Here is a 15,521-nt window from a genome sequence, read left to right as displayed (position 1 = left end):
GCTCCGCCGGATCCGTTCGAGCGGCCCGACCGCTCGAGCGCAGCTAGTCGCAGCTGTCGATCGTGCAGGTATTCTTTCTGGCCTGCTGGCAGAGGTGATTGGACGGCCGCGTTCGGTGCGGACAGATCTGGACGTCCGCATCCGAATTCGTCGTCGTACACAGCCGTGCATCGGCACAATTGCCTTCGAACGGCTCGCAGCCGTCGTCGACGTCACCCTCATCGCCGCCGCCGCCGTTCTCGCCGTTGCTTCCGTTGTTTCCGTTGAGACCGTTCGCGTGATGTTTTCCGTGGCCGAGCGCGAGTCCGCCGGCGGCGCCGGCACGCAGATCCGCGCCGCCGTCGTCGTCATCTCCGTCGTCGCCGCTTCCCGTGCCCGAGCACGAACCGAAGTCACCGCCGCAGAACTGCGTCGGGTCATCCTCGCACGTTCCGAACGCGCATTGGCCGTCGACCACCTGCCCGCCGCTGTTGAAACAGGAGAGCTGGTCGATGCATTCGTCGACGGTCGGACCGCCCGGAACGGGAGTCCCGGCGCAGAGCGCGCTGCAGGCGGTGAACGAGACGTCGGCGAATCGGCTGAGGATCTGGTCGCAGGTTCCGCCCTCGCTGATCTCGCAGTTGAACGCGGTCGTCACGAGCTGTTTGAACAGGTCACGCTGGTCTACGCCTCGCGTCTGGACGCACAGCGCTTCCAGCGCGGAATCGAGGTCGCCGGTGCCGGTTGCCGAGTCGATCGTCTGGCCGCACACCGACAGCGATCCGGCCTGGTCGAGAATGGTCTGGATCAGGCTGTCGCCGTCGTTCGCGACGCTCGAGCGACGCGCCCAGAAATTCGACGGCCGGCAGATCTCCTGGCAATCGTCGCGCGTCGTGCACTGGCCGGAGACGTCGCAGGCCGGGTGCACGCAATCGGTTCCGTCCGTGTCCGGGCATCCGAGCAGTACGTCGGCCGGGCAGGCACCCGAAGCGCCGTTGCAGGTTTCGGCCACGTCGCACGACGTCGAAACCGCCGGGCGGCAGACCGTGGTGCTCGGGCTGACGGTGTCCACAGGACACGCGGCCGTGGAACCGTCGCATCTCTCGGCAACGTCGCAGCTTCCTGCCGATGCGCGACAGACGAACGTGCTCGGCCGGACGCTGTCGGCGGGGCAACCGGTCGACGCGCTGCTGCAGAACTCGGCCGGATCGCAGGCACCCGTCGACGCGCGACACATGTTCGTGCTGTGGGCGTCCGAAGGACACGAGCTGCTCGAGCCGCTGCAGACCTCGGCGATGTCGCACGCGCCTGCCGACGCGCGGCACGTCGTCGTGCTGGTCGCGAACGTACAGTCGATGCAGCACGCGCCGCCGTCGCAGTCCTCGCCGCTGTCGACGATGCCGTTGCCACAATTGATCTCCGTCTCGGTCGGAGCGCACACCGACGGTGCGGTGCCGGTGCACTCCCATCCCGATTGGACCGTACAGTCGCTCTGGCACCCGTCGCCGGAGTCCATGTTGGCGTCGTCGCATTCTTCGCCGCTGTCGACGACGCCGTTGCCGCACTCAAGCCCGGTGTGGGTACAGACCGACGGGCTTCCCGTGCACGTCCAGCCTTCGGAGATATGGCAGATCGTCGTACAGCCGTCGGCGGAGGAGGTGTTTGCGTCGTCACACTCCTCGTCGCGGTTCACGACGCCGTTGCCGCAGTTGTTCCAGGCCGCCGCGGCCGGTGCCACGGGCCAGAACAGGATCGCAGAGAGCAGAAGCATCAGTGATCTGGCAAACATAGGGGTAGTCTCCTTGCGCGAAGCGCGGAACACCGGATGTCATGACGCTTGCGCGCAAGTCACCGTCCGTCAATACCGCACGACTGCCGCGAACGTCCGCCCGGCGTGCATTCGCCCGGCGCCATGCCGTGTCGGCGCATGCCGAGGAGTAAAAGCGCAGGAACTGCGGCGCAAAGGGGGCAGCCTAATGGTCGTGAAGTCGTTCACGAGTGGCGTCTGCGCCGCGTGATCACGCAGTGGCGGGGTGCACCGGCGTTTCGCGTTACGGAAATCCGCAAGAGTGCGAATCCGGGTCTGAATCAGAAGTAGCGCCTCGTACGCGGCGCGGCGAGAATACGTTGCGTGCCTGCAACGGGGGAGGCGAGCAGAACGGATTGAGATCGAACGCGGTGCGGGCGTCGTGCCGCAGTCAGTGCTTGGTCCAGGTCCAGCCGGCGATCAGCCACCCGTCAGGATACTTCTGCAGCGCGAACGTCATCACCGCGCCCTTCTCGGTCTTCGGCTTGCCGTGCTGCTTGAAGGAGAGCGCAGCGGGAACGACGATGTACGCGCGATCGCCGACGACGTCGACGTGGCGCGGATTCTGCAGCGTGACCCGCGGATTCGTGACCTCGTTCTTGGTCGCGTCGATTTCGAAATCGCGGACCCAGTCGGCGAACGCGGAATTGCCGATCCAGTGGTAAGGCGGGAACTCGTCGGTGATGCTGGCTTGCGGCGCGTACGCCGCCGTCGCGCCCCTCGCGTCGTTCTTGTTCATGCTGTCGATGAAGCGGCGCACCGGCACCATTGCGTCTTCCTTGTCGGACGCGAGCGCCGGGGCCACGTTCACGGTGACCAGGAGCATGGTTGCCAACAACATCCAGATCGATGCACGCATGGTGTCCTCCAGTGACTTCCGGCCGATGAGCAGGGTGCGGCGCCGAACGTAGTGGACTGCCCGGATGACGGCAAGGCAGTCGCGGTTTTCCTGTCGCCGACGCGCACGCAGCCGTCGGCCGTCATCTTGCACGCAGGTGCGTACTGTCGGATGATTCCGGCCCGATGCCGTTCCTGCAACGCAAAGGTTTCAGCCAGCCCGATCAGGAGCGCACGTTTCCCAACGGCAAGGTCGACGTCGTCCAGCTTGGCGAGGTTGCCGTCTGCCGGTTCCTGTTCCAGCCCGGCTGGCGCTGGTCGACGGACGTGGGCCCGATCACCGGAACCCGCTCGTGCCAGCATCGGCATCTCGGCTACACGATCTCCGGCTCGCTTCACGTGCTCCAGGACGACGGAACCGAGATGGTCATCGGGCCGGGCGATGCCTACGAGATTCCGCCCGGGCACGATGCGTGGGTGGAAGGCAGCGAGCCGTGGGACTCGATCGAATTCACGAGCGGGCGGACCTACGGCGCGTCACCGGAAGAGCTCGGCGAACGCACGCTCGCGACCATCCTGTTCAGCGACATCGTCGACTCCACGTCGATCCTCGAGCGCCTGGGAGACCGTGCGTGGGCCGAGCTGCTGGAAAAGCACAACATCACGGTGCGGGCCGCCATCGACCAGTTTCGAGGTCGCGAGATGGCCACGCTCGGCGACGGGTTCCTTGCGCTGTTCGACGGGCCGGCTCGCGCCGTGCGCGCGGCGGCGTCCATGGACAGCGCGGTTCGCGAGCTCGGGCTCGAGCTTCGCATCGGGATTCACACCGGCGAAGTCGAGATCGTCGGCGGCCAGGCACGCGGCGTTGCGGTGCACACGGCGGCCAGGGTCGCGTCGATGGCAGGCGCCGGAGAAGTGCTGATCTCGGCGACCACGCACGATCTGCTCGAAGGCTCCGGCCTACAGTTCGATATTCATGGGGAGCACGAGCTCAAGGGGCTGCGCGGGAAGCGCACGCTTTTCATTCGCCGCTGACGCGCTCCGACGTGGACGGGTCAGCGATGCGCCGCCGACGTTTCAGCGATGCGACGTTTTCAGCGCGCCGCGGCTGCGGCGGCCGAAAACAGCGGCGTGTATTCCTTCGGCTCGTCGATGCACAGACGCCGGCGGACCTCCGCGAGCGGAAGCGCGAGCATCGCTTCCCAGTCGGCGGCGACGAACGACGCGGCACGGCGCCCGCGGCGCCATGCCTGCCAGCTCAGGCGCACGGCGTCGGAATGGCCTTCGCGCCAGCGGCGGATCGCCGCCATCACCACGATGAACGCGATGCCCGGGTTTCCGGTCTGCGCGTAAGAGAACGCGAGCAGCGCGCCTTCGCCGAAAAGATCACGCTGATAGCCGGTCACGACGTGCCAGAGGTCGTGCGTGTCGCGCAGCCGCATGCTGAGGACCCTCGCGCGCTCGTCGAGGAACACGGAATCGTCTTCCTCCTCGACGCTGGCTTCGACCAGGCCGTCGGCGGTGAGGCCTTCGGTGTCGCAGAAGCGTGCGTACTCGCGGCCGAGAGTTCCTGGCGCGAGATCGCGCAGGCGATCGCGATCCTGCAGGACCGGGAGAATGTTGCGGCGCTCGTTCAGAATGACCGAACCGGTCGGGTCGGCGAGGATGCGCTGGTACAGGCGCTCGAAGCTCTGCCCGGAAAGCGCGCGGATGATGCGGAACACGAGCGCGGTTTCCTCGGGATTCGCGAGCAGTGTGCGGATCGCACGCAGTGCGGTCAGGGGTTCGATGGGACGGGAGACGACGCCGCGCTGTTTCATGGCAATCTTCCTCTGGACGTTGTGCGGGACCTTTCCGCACCCAGCCCGCAACGTACGCGGGCATTTACATAGTGCGGCTATGTATAGACCCGGGCGCAGCCTGTCAATCGAATCCTAGCGTGTGCGTCGAACACGTGTGGCTGGGCCCACTGGTCGATTGTTTTTCTTCAGATGCGACGTGAGCAGATAGCGCATGGCGTCGACGAGCGCATCGAGATCCTTGCGCGACCCTCCGCGCGCGACCGTGAATCCCGCTTCGCTCATCGCGCCGAGCAGAAGCAGGGCGAGGGGGCGCAGCGGGCGGTCTTCGATGATTCCCTCCGCGACGAGAAGCTGCAGACCTTCCATCAGCGTGGTGGCGCCCTGGCGAACGTCGATCGCGTGCCACTCGGCTTCGCCGAGCACGACCGGGCCTTCGAGCATTACGATGCGGTGAAAATCGCGGCGTTTTGCGAATTCCAGGTATGCGCGGAAGCCTGTGAGAAACGTTTCGAGCCCGCCGGTCGGAGGGCCGGCAGTTTCGCGCACGTACGAGTCCATCTCGACCTCGAGGCTTTCGAACACACTGCGGAAAAGCCCGAGCTTGCCGTCGAAGTGGTGAAACAGCGCACCGACCGTGACGCCCGCGGCCTCCGCGATCTCGGATGTGGTGGTGGCGGCGTACCCCTGTTCGGAGAACAGCTTTCGTGCCACCCGCAGGATGTCGAGGCGGGTGCGGGCAGCGTCGGCAGCGCTGCGTCTCGGCACGTTACCCGAGCTCCGCCGCTGCGGGCAGAAAAGTCGTTGACACGCCGCGGGCACGCATATACATAATCACGCTATGTAAATGGGATGGCACGCTGGCGCAAGCGTTCCAATCCCGCGCGCGCAGCTCTCCGGCTCGCGAGCCGACCTGGAGGTCCCCGATGGCCCGGCCCACCGCGTCCATGCACTCGCTGACACCATCCGATGCCTCCGAGGTTCTCGACGTTCTCATTGTCGGCGCCGGCCTTTCCGGCATCGGCGCGGCCTACCATCTGCAGGCCCGCTGTCCGGATCACTCGTATGCAATCCTCGAAGCGCGCGGCGCGATCGGCGGAACGTGGGACCTGTTCCGCTATCCGGGCATCCGCTCCGACAGCGACATGTACACGCTCGGCTATGCGTTCAAGCCGTGGGAGAACGCGAAGGCGATCGCCGACGGCAGCTCGATTCTCCAGTACGTACGCGAGACCGCGGAAGAGAACGGCATCGACCGCCACATCCGTTTCCACCACCGCGTCGTGCGCGCCGAATGGTCGAGTGAAACGTCGCTGTGGAGCGTCGCGGCCGAGCACGAAGGCCGCACGGTCACGCTGCGTGCGCGATTCCTGTTCATGTGCTCCGGCTACTACCGCTATTCGGCCGGCTACACGCCGGACTTTCCCGGTCTCGACACGTTCGGCGGCACGCTCGTGCATCCGCAGCAGTGGCCCGCCGATCTCGATTACGCCGGCAAGCGCGTCGTCGTGATCGGCAGCGGTGCGACCGCGGTTACGCTGGTACCGGCGATGGCGAAGGACGCCGCGCACGTAACCATGCTGCAGCGATCGCCGACGTACGTCGTGTCGCGGCCCGGCGAAGACGCCATTGCCAACTGGCTTCGCGCGCACGTGCCGCTCGAGCTCGCGTATGCGCTCACGCGCTGGAAGAACGTCCTGCTCCAGTTGTTCTTCTTCAACTGGGCGCGCCGCAGCCCGGCGCGCGTCAAGGAAGGCCTGATTGCGCGCGTCCGCGAGAGCCTGGGTCCGGATTACGACGTCGCGACCCATTTCACCCCGAGCTACAACCCGTGGGACCAGCGCCTGTGCCTGGTTCCCGACAACGACCTGTTCGATTCGATCCGCAGCGGCCGCGCGTCGGTCGTCACCGGTCACATCGACACGTTCACGCCGACCGGAATCCGGCTGACCAGCGGCCAGGAGGTCGAAGCCGACATCGTCGTCACGGCCACCGGCCTCGTCCTCGAGCTGCTCGGCGGAATGACGGTGGCGGTCGACGGCAAGGACGTCGATTTCAGCAAGACGCTTTCGTACAAAGGCATGATGTACAGCGACGTCCCGAACATGGCGTCGGCGTTCGGCTACACGAACGCATCGTGGACTCTCAAGTGCGACCTGACGTGCGAGTACGTCTGCCGGCTGCTCCGGCACATGGACCAGTTCGGCTACGCAGCGGCGACGCCGCGCATCGACGACCCGCAGCAGGAAACCTTGCCGTGGCTCGATTTCACGTCCGGATACGTGGTGCGCGCAATGGACAAGTTCCCGAGGCAGGGAAAGCGCGCTCCGTGGCGTCTGCACCAGAACTACGCGCGCGACCTCGCGACGATCCGTTTCGGAAAGCTCGAAGACGGCGTCCTCGAGCTCCGGCACGAGCCATCGGCCGAATCCAGGCCGGCGGTTGCTTTGCGCTCGCACGCAAAGGCCGCCTGAGATCATCCGCCAAGGGGTGGGTTCTCCCCCTCGATCAGTTGCACAGTCGCACTCTTCGCGATGCGGAGAGGGCGGATTCGCCTGTCTCCTATTGTTTCGCGCGCGGATGTGGCGCTACTAATCGCCAATGCCGATAAGTGCGCCGACCAGCAGCATTCTCCCTTACGCTCGCCGAGCCATTGCGCGCCGCATCGTTCCTGGACGTGGCGCGCTTGTGGCGGGCGCGCTCGTGACGGTCTTCATGGCCGTTGCACTTGCGCCGCAGCGCGCCGATGCAGCGGCCGGCTGCAGCCTTCCGGTCAACACCACGGGCCCGAAGACATCGGACTGCCTGTTCATTCTTCAGACGGCGGTCGACATTCGCGACTGCGCGCTCTGCATCTGCGACGTCAACGACAGCGGCTCGATCCTTTCGAGCGACGCGCTGCTGTGCCTCAAGGCCGCCGTGGGAATCGAAGTCACGCTCGATTGCCCGGCATGCGAGAGCACGACCACGACGACGCTGTCGGAGATCAACTCGTGTCCGGGCGCCGTCGACTGGACGACGAACGCCGGCACCGCGGGCAGTTGCACCGCAAATACCGACTGCGCGGCCGGCATCTGCACGAGCGGACGCTGCCGCACCGAGAGCGAGCTCGATCTCGGCTGGACCGGCAACGCCCACGAGATCGACCTCGACGAAGGCGCCGTGCTGCGCCTGAGCCTCGACTGCGAGCTTGCCGGCGGAGCGTGCGGAGTCTGCTCGATCGACGGAATCGACGCAGCGGCGGGCAACTGCCGTTGCGGCAACGACATCCGCGTGCATTGCAGTGACCCTCTGTCGCCGGATGCGGCGCAGTGCCGTGCGTGCGCGGGCGGTGCGTTTCCGGGCTCGAGCTGTGCGAACAACGCAGAATGCACCGGCGGGCCGTGCAACGCGCACTGCGCGTTCGATCCGCAGATCGTCTGTTCGACCAACAGCGACTGCCCGACCGGACGCAAGACGTGCGACGCCACGCCGCGCTGTGGAAACGGCGACGGAAAGACCTGCGGCAGCGACAACGACTGCATCGGAAGCTGCACCGGCGCGTCGACGTGCGAGTGCTACGACTCGCCGCCGCAGCCGGTCGCATCGGTCGAGTTCCCGTTCTGCCTGCTGCCGCGCTTTGCGAGCGACGTGACCGGCACGATCAACGTCGACACCGGCGCCGCAGAGATCACCAAGAACCTCGAGCTGGTCGCCTACAGCGGGCTCAGCCTGCTGTCGCCGTGCCCGGTGTGCGGCGGCACGTGCCATGCCAACCATCAGACGCAATGCTCTGCCAACGCCGACTGCACGGCGGGTGATTTCTGCGAGCTCGATCCGGTGGCGCGCGACGGCGTTCGCGGCGGCGTCTGCATCGGCGGTCCGAACGACCGCCAGAGCTGCGACGTCGAAGCCACCAATGCTTCGTTCCCGGCGCGCCCCGGCGGCGCCGGCGGCGGCGGAGGATACAGCCTCGACTGCAGCCCCGACGCGGATCTCAACTTTACCGGAAGCGGACTGTCGGTCCGCGACGTCGAGACCACCGCGTCGTCGTCGCTCGCGGCCGTCGTGCCGTGCAATCCGAGTCTTCCGTCCGGCGGCAACTGCCCGTGCCTGATGTGCAGTGGAGGTTCCGCCGTCGCGTGCAACACCGACGGGGATTGCTCGGGAGTGCTCAACTGCTCGGGCTGGAATCAAATCGGCTGCGACAACAATGCCGATTGCCAGGATCTGAACATCGGAACCTGCACGACGTTCGGCAACACGCGCTGCTCGGGCAATTTCACGAGGACGTGCACGACGAACGCCGACTGCCAGGCCGCCGACTTCGGGACGTGCGATCCGGCGACGTGCTCGTCGGCCGGGATCGGAATCTTTCCTTCGCCCAATGGATGCACGGATGGTCAGTGCGCCGCCGACGGCGACGGCGGCGGACACTGCGCGACCGGTCCCGACGACAGGTTCTGCGATGGCGTGCGCGATGCGGACGGCAGTGGAATCGTCGCGTGCGTAACCAACGTCGACTGCATCGCGGGCTCGATCGGATTCAACGCAGGGACCTGCTCACTGTCCGAGCGCCGTGCGTGCTTCCCGGATCCGATCGTCGCCACCGGCGAAGTCGATCCCAACGAGCCGGTCACCGGTGCGACGTTCTGCGTTCCGCCGACGAGCGGCGCGGGCAAGAACACGTCGATCGGGCTTCCGGGCCCGGCGCGTCTCGTGCGGCAGGCAACGCTCGAGTACTTCTGTGCGAGCGACCCCGGGGAGCAGTACATTCCCGGCGTCGGCGGCTGCCCGTAACGGACGCCTCTATCGGACCGCGGCTCTTCTGGCGAGGATCTCGTCGCAGCGCTCGGGAAGGCGCTTGTCGCCGATGCGTTCGGCCCACTCGGCAAACGAAGGCCCGGGCCCGCGCCATTCGATCTCGTCGACGCTCGAGAACAGCGGCGCATCGGTTCGCAGTGTCGCGAGCCGCTTGAAAAGCAGCGCGTTCTCGCGGCCGGCGCCGAGCACTTCCGCCGGAAACTTCTCGAGCGGGCCATAACTGCGGAGAAGGCGCGCGGCCGTTTTGGCGCCGATGCCGGGAAGCCCCGGATAGCCGTCGGCGGCATCGCCGACGAGCGCGAGGTAGTCGGCGATCAGCGCCGGCGCTACGCCGAATTTCTTCTCGACCTCTTCGGCATTGCGCACCTGTTTCGTCTTGCTGTCGACCTGCACGACGCGGTCGCCCTCTACGCATTGGGCGAGATCCTTGTCGGGAGTCCAGATGCTGACGCGCTCGACTCGCGCGTCGGCCGCGGCCAGGTGCGCGGCCGATGCGAGCGCATCGTCGGCTTCGAGCTCGATCATCGCCCAGACCGCGATGCCCATGGCGCCGAGCGCATCTTCGAGCGGATGAAACTGCGCGAGCAGAGCGGGGTCGATGCCGTCGCCGGTCTTGTACTCGGCCCATAGCTCGTTGCGGAACGATTCGATGACATGGTCGGTCGCAACGCCGATGTGCGTCGCGCCGGCGTCGAGCATCGCAAGCACCGAGCGAACGACGCCGAGCACGCCGCCGTAAGGCCGGTCCTTGTCTTTGGTAAATCGGCGCAGCCCGTAGAACTGCCGGAAAAGCTCGTAGGTTCCGTCGACGAGATCGATGACCATCGGAGCTTCGCGCCTCGGCTTCGGAGCTTCAGCCTCTCGGCTTCAGTAGTGAAACTTCAGCCTCCCGGCTTCAGCTGCGGCAAAAAAACGCCCGGCGCAGCAGGGCCGCGCCGGGCGAAACATCCGGTTGCGAGAGCTAGGCCGCGGGCGCTCCCATCACGGCCTTGACCTCGAGGAACTCCTCGAAGCCGAACTCGCCCCATTCACGGCCGTTGCCCGACTGCTTGTAGCCGCCGAACGGTGCGTTGAAGTCGGGACCGGCGCCGTTGACGTGCACGTTGCCGGTGCGAAGCCGCGATGCGACCTGGTAGCCGTGCTCGGCGCTTCCCGACTGCACGTAGCCCGACAGCCCGTAGACAGTATCGTTGGCGATGCGGATCGCTTCTTCCTCATCCTTGTACGGAAGGATCGCCAGCACGGGTCCGAAGACCTCCTCGCGCGCGATCGTCATGTCGTTCTTCACGCCGGCAAAGACCGTCGGACGCACGTAGCAGCCGCGCTCGATGCCTTCGGGCAGTCCGAGTCCCCCGGCGACGAGCTCTGCGCCTTCGTCGATGCCGGCCTTGATCAGGCCCTGGATCTTCGTCCACTGCTGGCGGCTGACGACCGGGCCGATCGCTCCCGGAGCAGCAGTGGTCGGGTCGGCAGCCTGCACGGATGCGGCGGCTTCGCGCGCGATCGCGACCGCCTCGGCGTGTTTCGACGCCGGCACCAGCATGCGCGTCGGCGCATTGCACGACTGGCCGCTGTTCATGAAGCACGAGCGTACGCCGTTGGTCACGGCCGCCTTCAGATCCGCATCCTCGAGCACGATGTTCGCGGACTTGCCGCCGAGCTCCTGCGCAACGCGCTTGACGGTGTCGGCCGCGTTCTTCGCAACCTGGATGCCCGCGCGCGTCGAGCCGGTGAACGACATCATGTCGATATCGGGATGCGACGAAAGCGCGGTACCCACCGTCGGACCGTCGCCGTTGACGAGGTTGAACACGCCCGGCGGCACTCCGGCCTCGTCGAGGATTTTTGCAATGATGATGGCGTTGAGCGGGGCGATCTCGCTCGGCTTGAGCACCATCGTGCAGCCGGCGGCGAGTGCCGGTGCGACCTTGCACATGATCTGGTTGACGGGCCAGTTCCACGGCGTGATCAGCCCGCAAACTCCCACCGGCTCACGCACGATGCGGGTCTTGCCCTTGCTGGTCTCGAACTCGTAGCTCTTGAGGGTCTCGAGCGTGTTGGCGATGTGGGCCATGCCCGACGGTGCCTGCGCGGCTTTGGCGAGCCACATCGGCGCGCCCATTTCTGCGGAGATCGTCTCGGCCAGCTCGTCGAGATGCGCCGCGTACGATCCGAGGACGCGCTCGAGCAGCGCGACCCGCTCCTCGCGCGTGGTGCGCGAGAACGTCTCGAATGCTTTCTTCGCGGCGGCCACGGCCTTGTCGACGTCGGCCTTGCTGCCGAGACTGATGTGGCCGATGACTTCCTCGGTGGCCGGGTTCAGCACTTCGAAACGATTCGGCGTCGCGGGCGCTACCCATTTGCCGTCGATGTAGAAGTCGAGGCATTCCCTGACCTGGTTCGAAGTCGCGTCGGTTTCTTTGGCAGCGGTGCTCATGGTGGTCTCTCCCGTTTGCAGCCGATTCTTTCGGACCGGCAATTTCTGTGGCGGCCGGATCGCCGCCGGACGCAGGAGGTTGTCAGAGGCACCGCGACGGGTCCATCGTTCGGGCCGACGACGAGCACCGCAGTCCGGGACAGCGTCACGTCGATTCCGGCCATGGTCGCAACAGGCGGCCACCCTGCGTTTCAAAATGCTCGTCTGGCTCTCCGGACCCGCTCTGGTACATTCGCCCGCGTGACGAACCAGAGCGAGGACCGGGCACGACGTCCGCGCCGCAGGTCCTCGGTCTACCCGTGGCTTCGCAAGGACTATTTCAAGACCAGCGTCTCATGGCTGGTCTCGCTGGCCGTCCACGCGATCATCCTGCTGTTCCTGCTGGCGACCGTGATGCTCGATGGAGGCGGTGGGCCCGGCAACGGCGCCGGCGGCAAGGGCGAGCTGATTTCGACGCTGGTCGGCCACGGACAGCTCAATGCGCAGACCGACCGAACCGACGATTCGAAGTCGCTCGAAGAAGCCATCCAGAAGGCGGCGGCCGACGTCGAGCCGCTTCCGACTGTCGCCAGCCAGCAGGTGACGCCCGACCTTTCCGATGTCGGCGTGCGGCTGTCGGACGTCGCGCCGAAGATCAATCCGATGGGTTCGGCTTCGAGCCTGCGCAGCGCAGGCTCGACCGGCGGCGGAATGGCGATCGGACCGGGCACGGGCGCGGGCGGCGGAATGGGCGGCGGGATCGGGCGCGGCTTCGGCAGAGGCTTCGGCGACTTCGTCGGGCTCATGCAGAAGTGGGGCTTCGACGTGGTGTTCGTGATCGACGCGACCAACAGCATGGAGTTCGTGATCGACATCGTGAAGAAGCGCGTCACCGACCTCGTCACGCGCATCCAGAGCCTGGTGCCGAACGCCCGCGTCGGAATCGTCGTGTTCAAGGACAAGGGCGACGACTTCACGGTTCGCATGTCGTCGCTGTCGTTTCACGCCGACAAGCTGCAGAGCTTCATCACTTCGGTGAAAGCCGGCGGAGGAGGGGACTACGAGGAAGCCCTCTACGCCGGCGTGCGCACGGCCGTCGAGGACATGGACTGGAGGCAGTACGCCAACCGCGCGATGGTCGTCGTGTCGAGCTCGCCTCCCAAGAAGCCCGAGATCCCCGCGCTCGAAAAAACGCTGCGCGACTTTCATGAAAAAGGAGGCACGGTGCACTTCCTCGATCTCTCCGAATCGATGCATCGCTCCTACGAGATCGAGCTGTTCAGGACGCTGCACGGTCGCGAGCCGGACTCGATCACGCCGATGCCCGACTTCCTGCGCGAGAACCAGGAGCTTTACCGCCGCTTCGCACACGACGGCGGAGGTGAGCTGATCGAGGTTCGCGAGAACACCGATCTCGCCGAGACGCTGCTGGTGGCCGCCTTCGGCCCGCAGTGGCGAAAGGAGGTCGGACGATTTTCCGCCGGTTCGTAACGAGCGTGCGAGACTTGCCGTGGTCGAGCTTGCGAGCGTTCCAATGCGCGAGCGTTCTGCTCGTGCTTGCGCTCGTCGCCGTGCCCGCGTCGCGGGCTGCGGCGGCTTCGATCGCGCAGATGTCGGCGGACGTCGACCGCGCGGTGTCGGGCAGTCTCGGCGAGGACGCCGAGCGTGCGCTGTTCGGAAGTCTCGCCGACGTGTCTGTGCAGGTCGCGGACGCGTACGACCAGTGGGTGCGCGGCGGAAGCGAAGAGAGCCGGCGCTCGGCGCTCGGCCTCGGGAACTCGATCCTTCCGCTGCTCGAACGCTTGCGCGCGTATCATCAAGGGCGTCTCGACAAGGCTCAGGCCGACATCATCCGCGACGACGGCAATCCGGAGACGCTCTACACGCAGAAATGGTGGCAGCTCGATCGCGGCTTCACGCTCGCGGCCGCCGGGCAGCTGTCGTGGCTGCATTACCGCATGGCGATGCTGTCGCCGGGTGAAAAGGAAAAGCGCCGGCAGTGGCTCGAGAAATCGGCGCGCGAGTTCTCCGAGTTCATTGCCGCGTCCGACGAGAAGATGCGGCTCGAGAGCCTGCTCGGTCGCGGCATGGCCGAAGGCGAGCTCGGCCAGACCGAAGCGGCGGTCGGCGATCTCGAAATGGTCCTTCAGGAGGCCAAGGGCACGTCGCTCTACTGGCCTGCGCGCATGGCGCTCGCACAGGTGCGTGCCGGAGGCGGCGCGGCGCTGGCCGAAACGCAAAAGCTGCTTGCCGAAGCGCAGAGCGCGGGAATTTCGGCCGAGCTTCTCAAGCAGATCCGCCTGCTGCGCCTCGATGCGCTGATCCAGGCAATCGCCGCCGGCGGTGCAAGCGAATCGGCGCGCAGCGAGGCCGCGTCGCTTGCCGCGCAGCTCTCGTCGCTCGGACCGACGTACGCGCAGCGCGTGTCGCAGATGGCGATCGCGCGCCTCAAGGATCCGCGTCCGGTGCTTGGCCAGACCGTGTCGGCCGAGTGGATCGCCGCCGAGAACCTGGCGGCCGCCGAGAAATTCGACGAAGCGGCCAAGGCGTACGAGCGCATCGCACGCTCGACCGATGCCGGCGCGCGCAGCCACGCCGACGAAGTCCACCATCGCCTCGGCGTCTGCTACTTCCGGCTCGGCCGCTATGCGGATGCGGAGCGTGAGCTTCGCATGTATCTGTCGGCTGCGCCCCGCGGCGCGCTCGCATCGGAAGCCGCGTATCTCCAGTTCCGTGCAGCCGAAGGCGTCTTCCGCGCCTCGCCGTCGGCCGAGACGCGCGCGGCGTTTCTCGCCGTGGCCGAAAACTTCGTGCGCTCGTATCCGGAGCACGAATCGCATTCCGAAGGTTTGTTCCGCTACGCCGAGCTGCTGCAGGACGAACGCCGCTACGCCGACGCTGCCGACGCGTACGAGAAGGTCGACGGCGCGCCCGCCTTCCGCCTGCGTGCTGCCGCCGCCGAGGTCCAGTGCCTGGCCGACGTGATCACGACGACCGACAATCTCGATGCGGCCAGGGCCAAAGTGCTGCACGATCGCGCCGAGGCGGCGTGGACGCGCTTCGACAAGCTCGCTTCGGCGCCTGGTGCGACCGCGTCGCCGGATCTCAAGGCGCGCACGACGGTTGCCCGTGCGATGGCCGCCGGCAGCGGCCCCGGCGCCGATCCGAAGCTTGCGCTGTCGCTGCTCGCCGATTTCGAGACGAAGTATCCGAACGTCAAGGACCTGACGCTGCCGACCACGGCGATCCGCGTTGCGTCGGCGACGTCGCTCAACCTCGTCGACCAGGCCGAGCCGCCGCTCAAGCTGCTCGCGTCGATCCCCGGCACCGAAGCGAACTATTTCGACATCATCGAGAAGCTTTCGCGCGCGCTGCTGCGGCGCAGCGCCGACGAAGCCCCGACCGATCCGGCCGCGTCGCAGCGCTGGGCGGCGATGGCGACGACGCTTCTCGACAAGATGCGGGCGGCCGGCCGGCCGATTCCCGAGGAAGTGCGCCTCAACCTCGCGCAGTCGTACGTCGAGCAGAACCGGCTCAACGATGCGGCCGCGATGTATGCGCAGCTTCTTGCCGCTACGCCGGAATCGCGTTCGCTGCTGCGCGCGTCGGCTCTCGTAGCCGACCGGCGCGGCAAGCCGGACGAAGCGAGCGGTTACTGGGCCAAGCTCGCGCAGCTTCAGGAAGTCGCGACGCCGGCATGGTACGAGGCGCGGCTCGCGACAGCGGCAGCGCTGATGGCTGCCGGCCAGAAAGACAAGGCGTGCGCGAGCGTAAGCGAGGTCGAAACGTTTCGTCCCGATCTTCGCGACGTGGAGACGAAGAAGCGGTTCGCGGACCTTTCCGCGCAAGCCTGTCCGACAGCGGCCCGATAGCAAAGGCG

11 protein-coding genes are annotated in these 15,521 nt (G+C 66.6%); 5 read left to right on the top strand and 6 right to left on the bottom strand.

All coding sequences use genetic code 11. From position 1 onward, the window contains the following. Window positions 1-43: 43 nt before the first annotated feature. A complete protein-coding gene (locus tag VN634_18140; GenBank protein HXC52811.1) occupies window positions 44-1,768 on the bottom strand; it encodes a DUF4215 domain-containing protein in 1,725 nt (574 codons plus the stop codon). A gap of 409 nt (window positions 1,769-2,177) precedes the next feature. Continuing rightward, the gene (locus tag VN634_18135; GenBank protein HXC52810.1) at window positions 2,178-2,645 is read right to left on the bottom strand and encodes a nuclear transport factor 2 family protein; all 468 of its coding nucleotides are present in this window, start codon (window positions 2,643-2,645) and stop codon (window positions 2,178-2,180) included. Between the two features lie 164 nt (window positions 2,646-2,809). Between VN634_18135 and VN634_18130 the strand changes: the two genes are divergently transcribed. Further along, on the top strand, window positions 2,810-3,658 hold the full coding sequence (locus VN634_18130) for an adenylate/guanylate cyclase domain-containing protein (GenBank protein HXC52809.1): 849 nt from the start codon (window positions 2,810-2,812) through the stop codon (window positions 3,656-3,658). 59 nt (window positions 3,659-3,717) lie between these two features. Here the strand turns inward: VN634_18130 and VN634_18125 are convergent, their stop codons facing one another. Then, a complete protein-coding gene (locus VN634_18125; protein HXC52808.1) occupies window positions 3,718-4,443 on the bottom strand; it encodes a Coq4 family protein in 726 nt (241 codons plus the stop codon). A 114-nt stretch (window positions 4,444-4,557) separates the two neighbouring features. After that, complete coding sequence (locus VN634_18120; protein ID HXC52807.1) at window positions 4,558-5,190, bottom strand: helix-turn-helix domain-containing protein; 633 nt, start codon at window positions 5,188-5,190, stop codon at window positions 4,558-4,560. A gap of 158 nt (window positions 5,191-5,348) precedes the next feature. Here VN634_18120 and VN634_18115 point away from each other — a divergent pair, with 158 nt between their 5' ends. Then, window positions 5,349-6,896 (top strand): NAD(P)/FAD-dependent oxidoreductase, encoded by a 1,548-nt coding sequence (locus VN634_18115; protein HXC52806.1) that lies wholly within the window; start codon window positions 5,349-5,351, stop codon window positions 6,894-6,896. 214 nt (window positions 6,897-7,110) lie between these two features. Continuing rightward, the gene (locus VN634_18110; protein HXC52805.1) at window positions 7,111-9,201 is read left to right on the top strand and encodes a hypothetical protein; all 2,091 of its coding nucleotides are present in this window, start codon (window positions 7,111-7,113) and stop codon (window positions 9,199-9,201) included. A gap of 9 nt (window positions 9,202-9,210) precedes the next feature. Here VN634_18110 and VN634_18105 read toward each other — a convergent pair whose 3' ends face one another. Both VN634_18105 and VN634_18100 read right to left on the bottom strand, forming a co-directional pair. Further along, window positions 9,211-10,050 carry a 5'-3' exonuclease H3TH domain-containing protein gene (locus tag VN634_18105; GenBank protein HXC52804.1) on the bottom strand — a complete coding sequence of 280 codons (840 nt, stop codon included), beginning with the start codon at window positions 10,048-10,050 and terminating at the stop codon, window positions 9,211-9,213. Between the two features lie 136 nt (window positions 10,051-10,186). Next, on the bottom strand, window positions 10,187-11,662 hold the full coding sequence (locus VN634_18100) for an aldehyde dehydrogenase family protein (protein HXC52803.1): 1,476 nt from the start codon (window positions 11,660-11,662) through the stop codon (window positions 10,187-10,189). A gap of 240 nt (window positions 11,663-11,902) precedes the next feature. Between VN634_18100 and VN634_18095 the strand changes: the two genes are divergently transcribed. Further along, window positions 11,903-13,132, top strand: coding sequence for a vWA domain-containing protein (locus VN634_18095; protein ID HXC52802.1), 1,230 nt, complete (start codon window positions 11,903-11,905; stop codon window positions 13,130-13,132). 29 nt (window positions 13,133-13,161) lie between these two features. Continuing rightward, the gene (locus tag VN634_18090) at window positions 13,162-15,513 is read left to right on the top strand and encodes a tetratricopeptide repeat protein (protein ID HXC52801.1); all 2,352 of its coding nucleotides are present in this window, start codon (window positions 13,162-13,164) and stop codon (window positions 15,511-15,513) included. Window positions 15,514-15,521 lie beyond the last annotated feature (8 nt).

Source organism: Candidatus Limnocylindrales bacterium (assembly GCA_035571835.1).
In the GTDB taxonomy this organism is placed as follows: domain Bacteria; phylum Desulfobacterota; class Binatia; order UBA1149; family CAITLU01; genus DATNBU01.
The sequence above is the reverse complement of the archived record's forward strand: the minus strand, read 5'-3'. Positions and strand labels throughout refer to the sequence as shown.

What these genes read in the sequence shown, in the direction of transcription:
- VN634_18100 (HXC52803.1), bottom strand. Translation starts at nt 11,662, where the DNA reads ATGAGCACCGCTGCCAAAGAAACCGACGCGACTTCGAACCAGGTCAGG.
- VN634_18135 (HXC52810.1), bottom strand. Translation starts at nt 2,645, where the DNA reads ATGCGTGCATCGATCTGGATGTTGTTGGCAACCATGCTCCTGGTCACC.
- VN634_18105 (HXC52804.1), bottom strand. Translation starts at nt 10,050, where the DNA reads ATGGTCATCGATCTCGTCGACGGAACCTACGAGCTTTTCCGGCAGTTC.
- VN634_18115 (HXC52806.1), top strand. Translation starts at nt 5,349, where the DNA reads ATGGCCCGGCCCACCGCGTCCATGCACTCGCTGACACCATCCGATGCC.
- VN634_18130 (HXC52809.1), top strand. Translation starts at nt 2,810, where the DNA reads ATGCCGTTCCTGCAACGCAAAGGTTTCAGCCAGCCCGATCAGGAGCGC.
- VN634_18140 (HXC52811.1), bottom strand. Translation starts at nt 1,768, where the DNA reads ATGTTTGCCAGATCACTGATGCTTCTGCTCTCTGCGATCCTGTTCTGG.
- VN634_18125 (HXC52808.1), bottom strand. Translation starts at nt 4,443, where the DNA reads ATGAAACAGCGCGGCGTCGTCTCCCGTCCCATCGAACCCCTGACCGCA.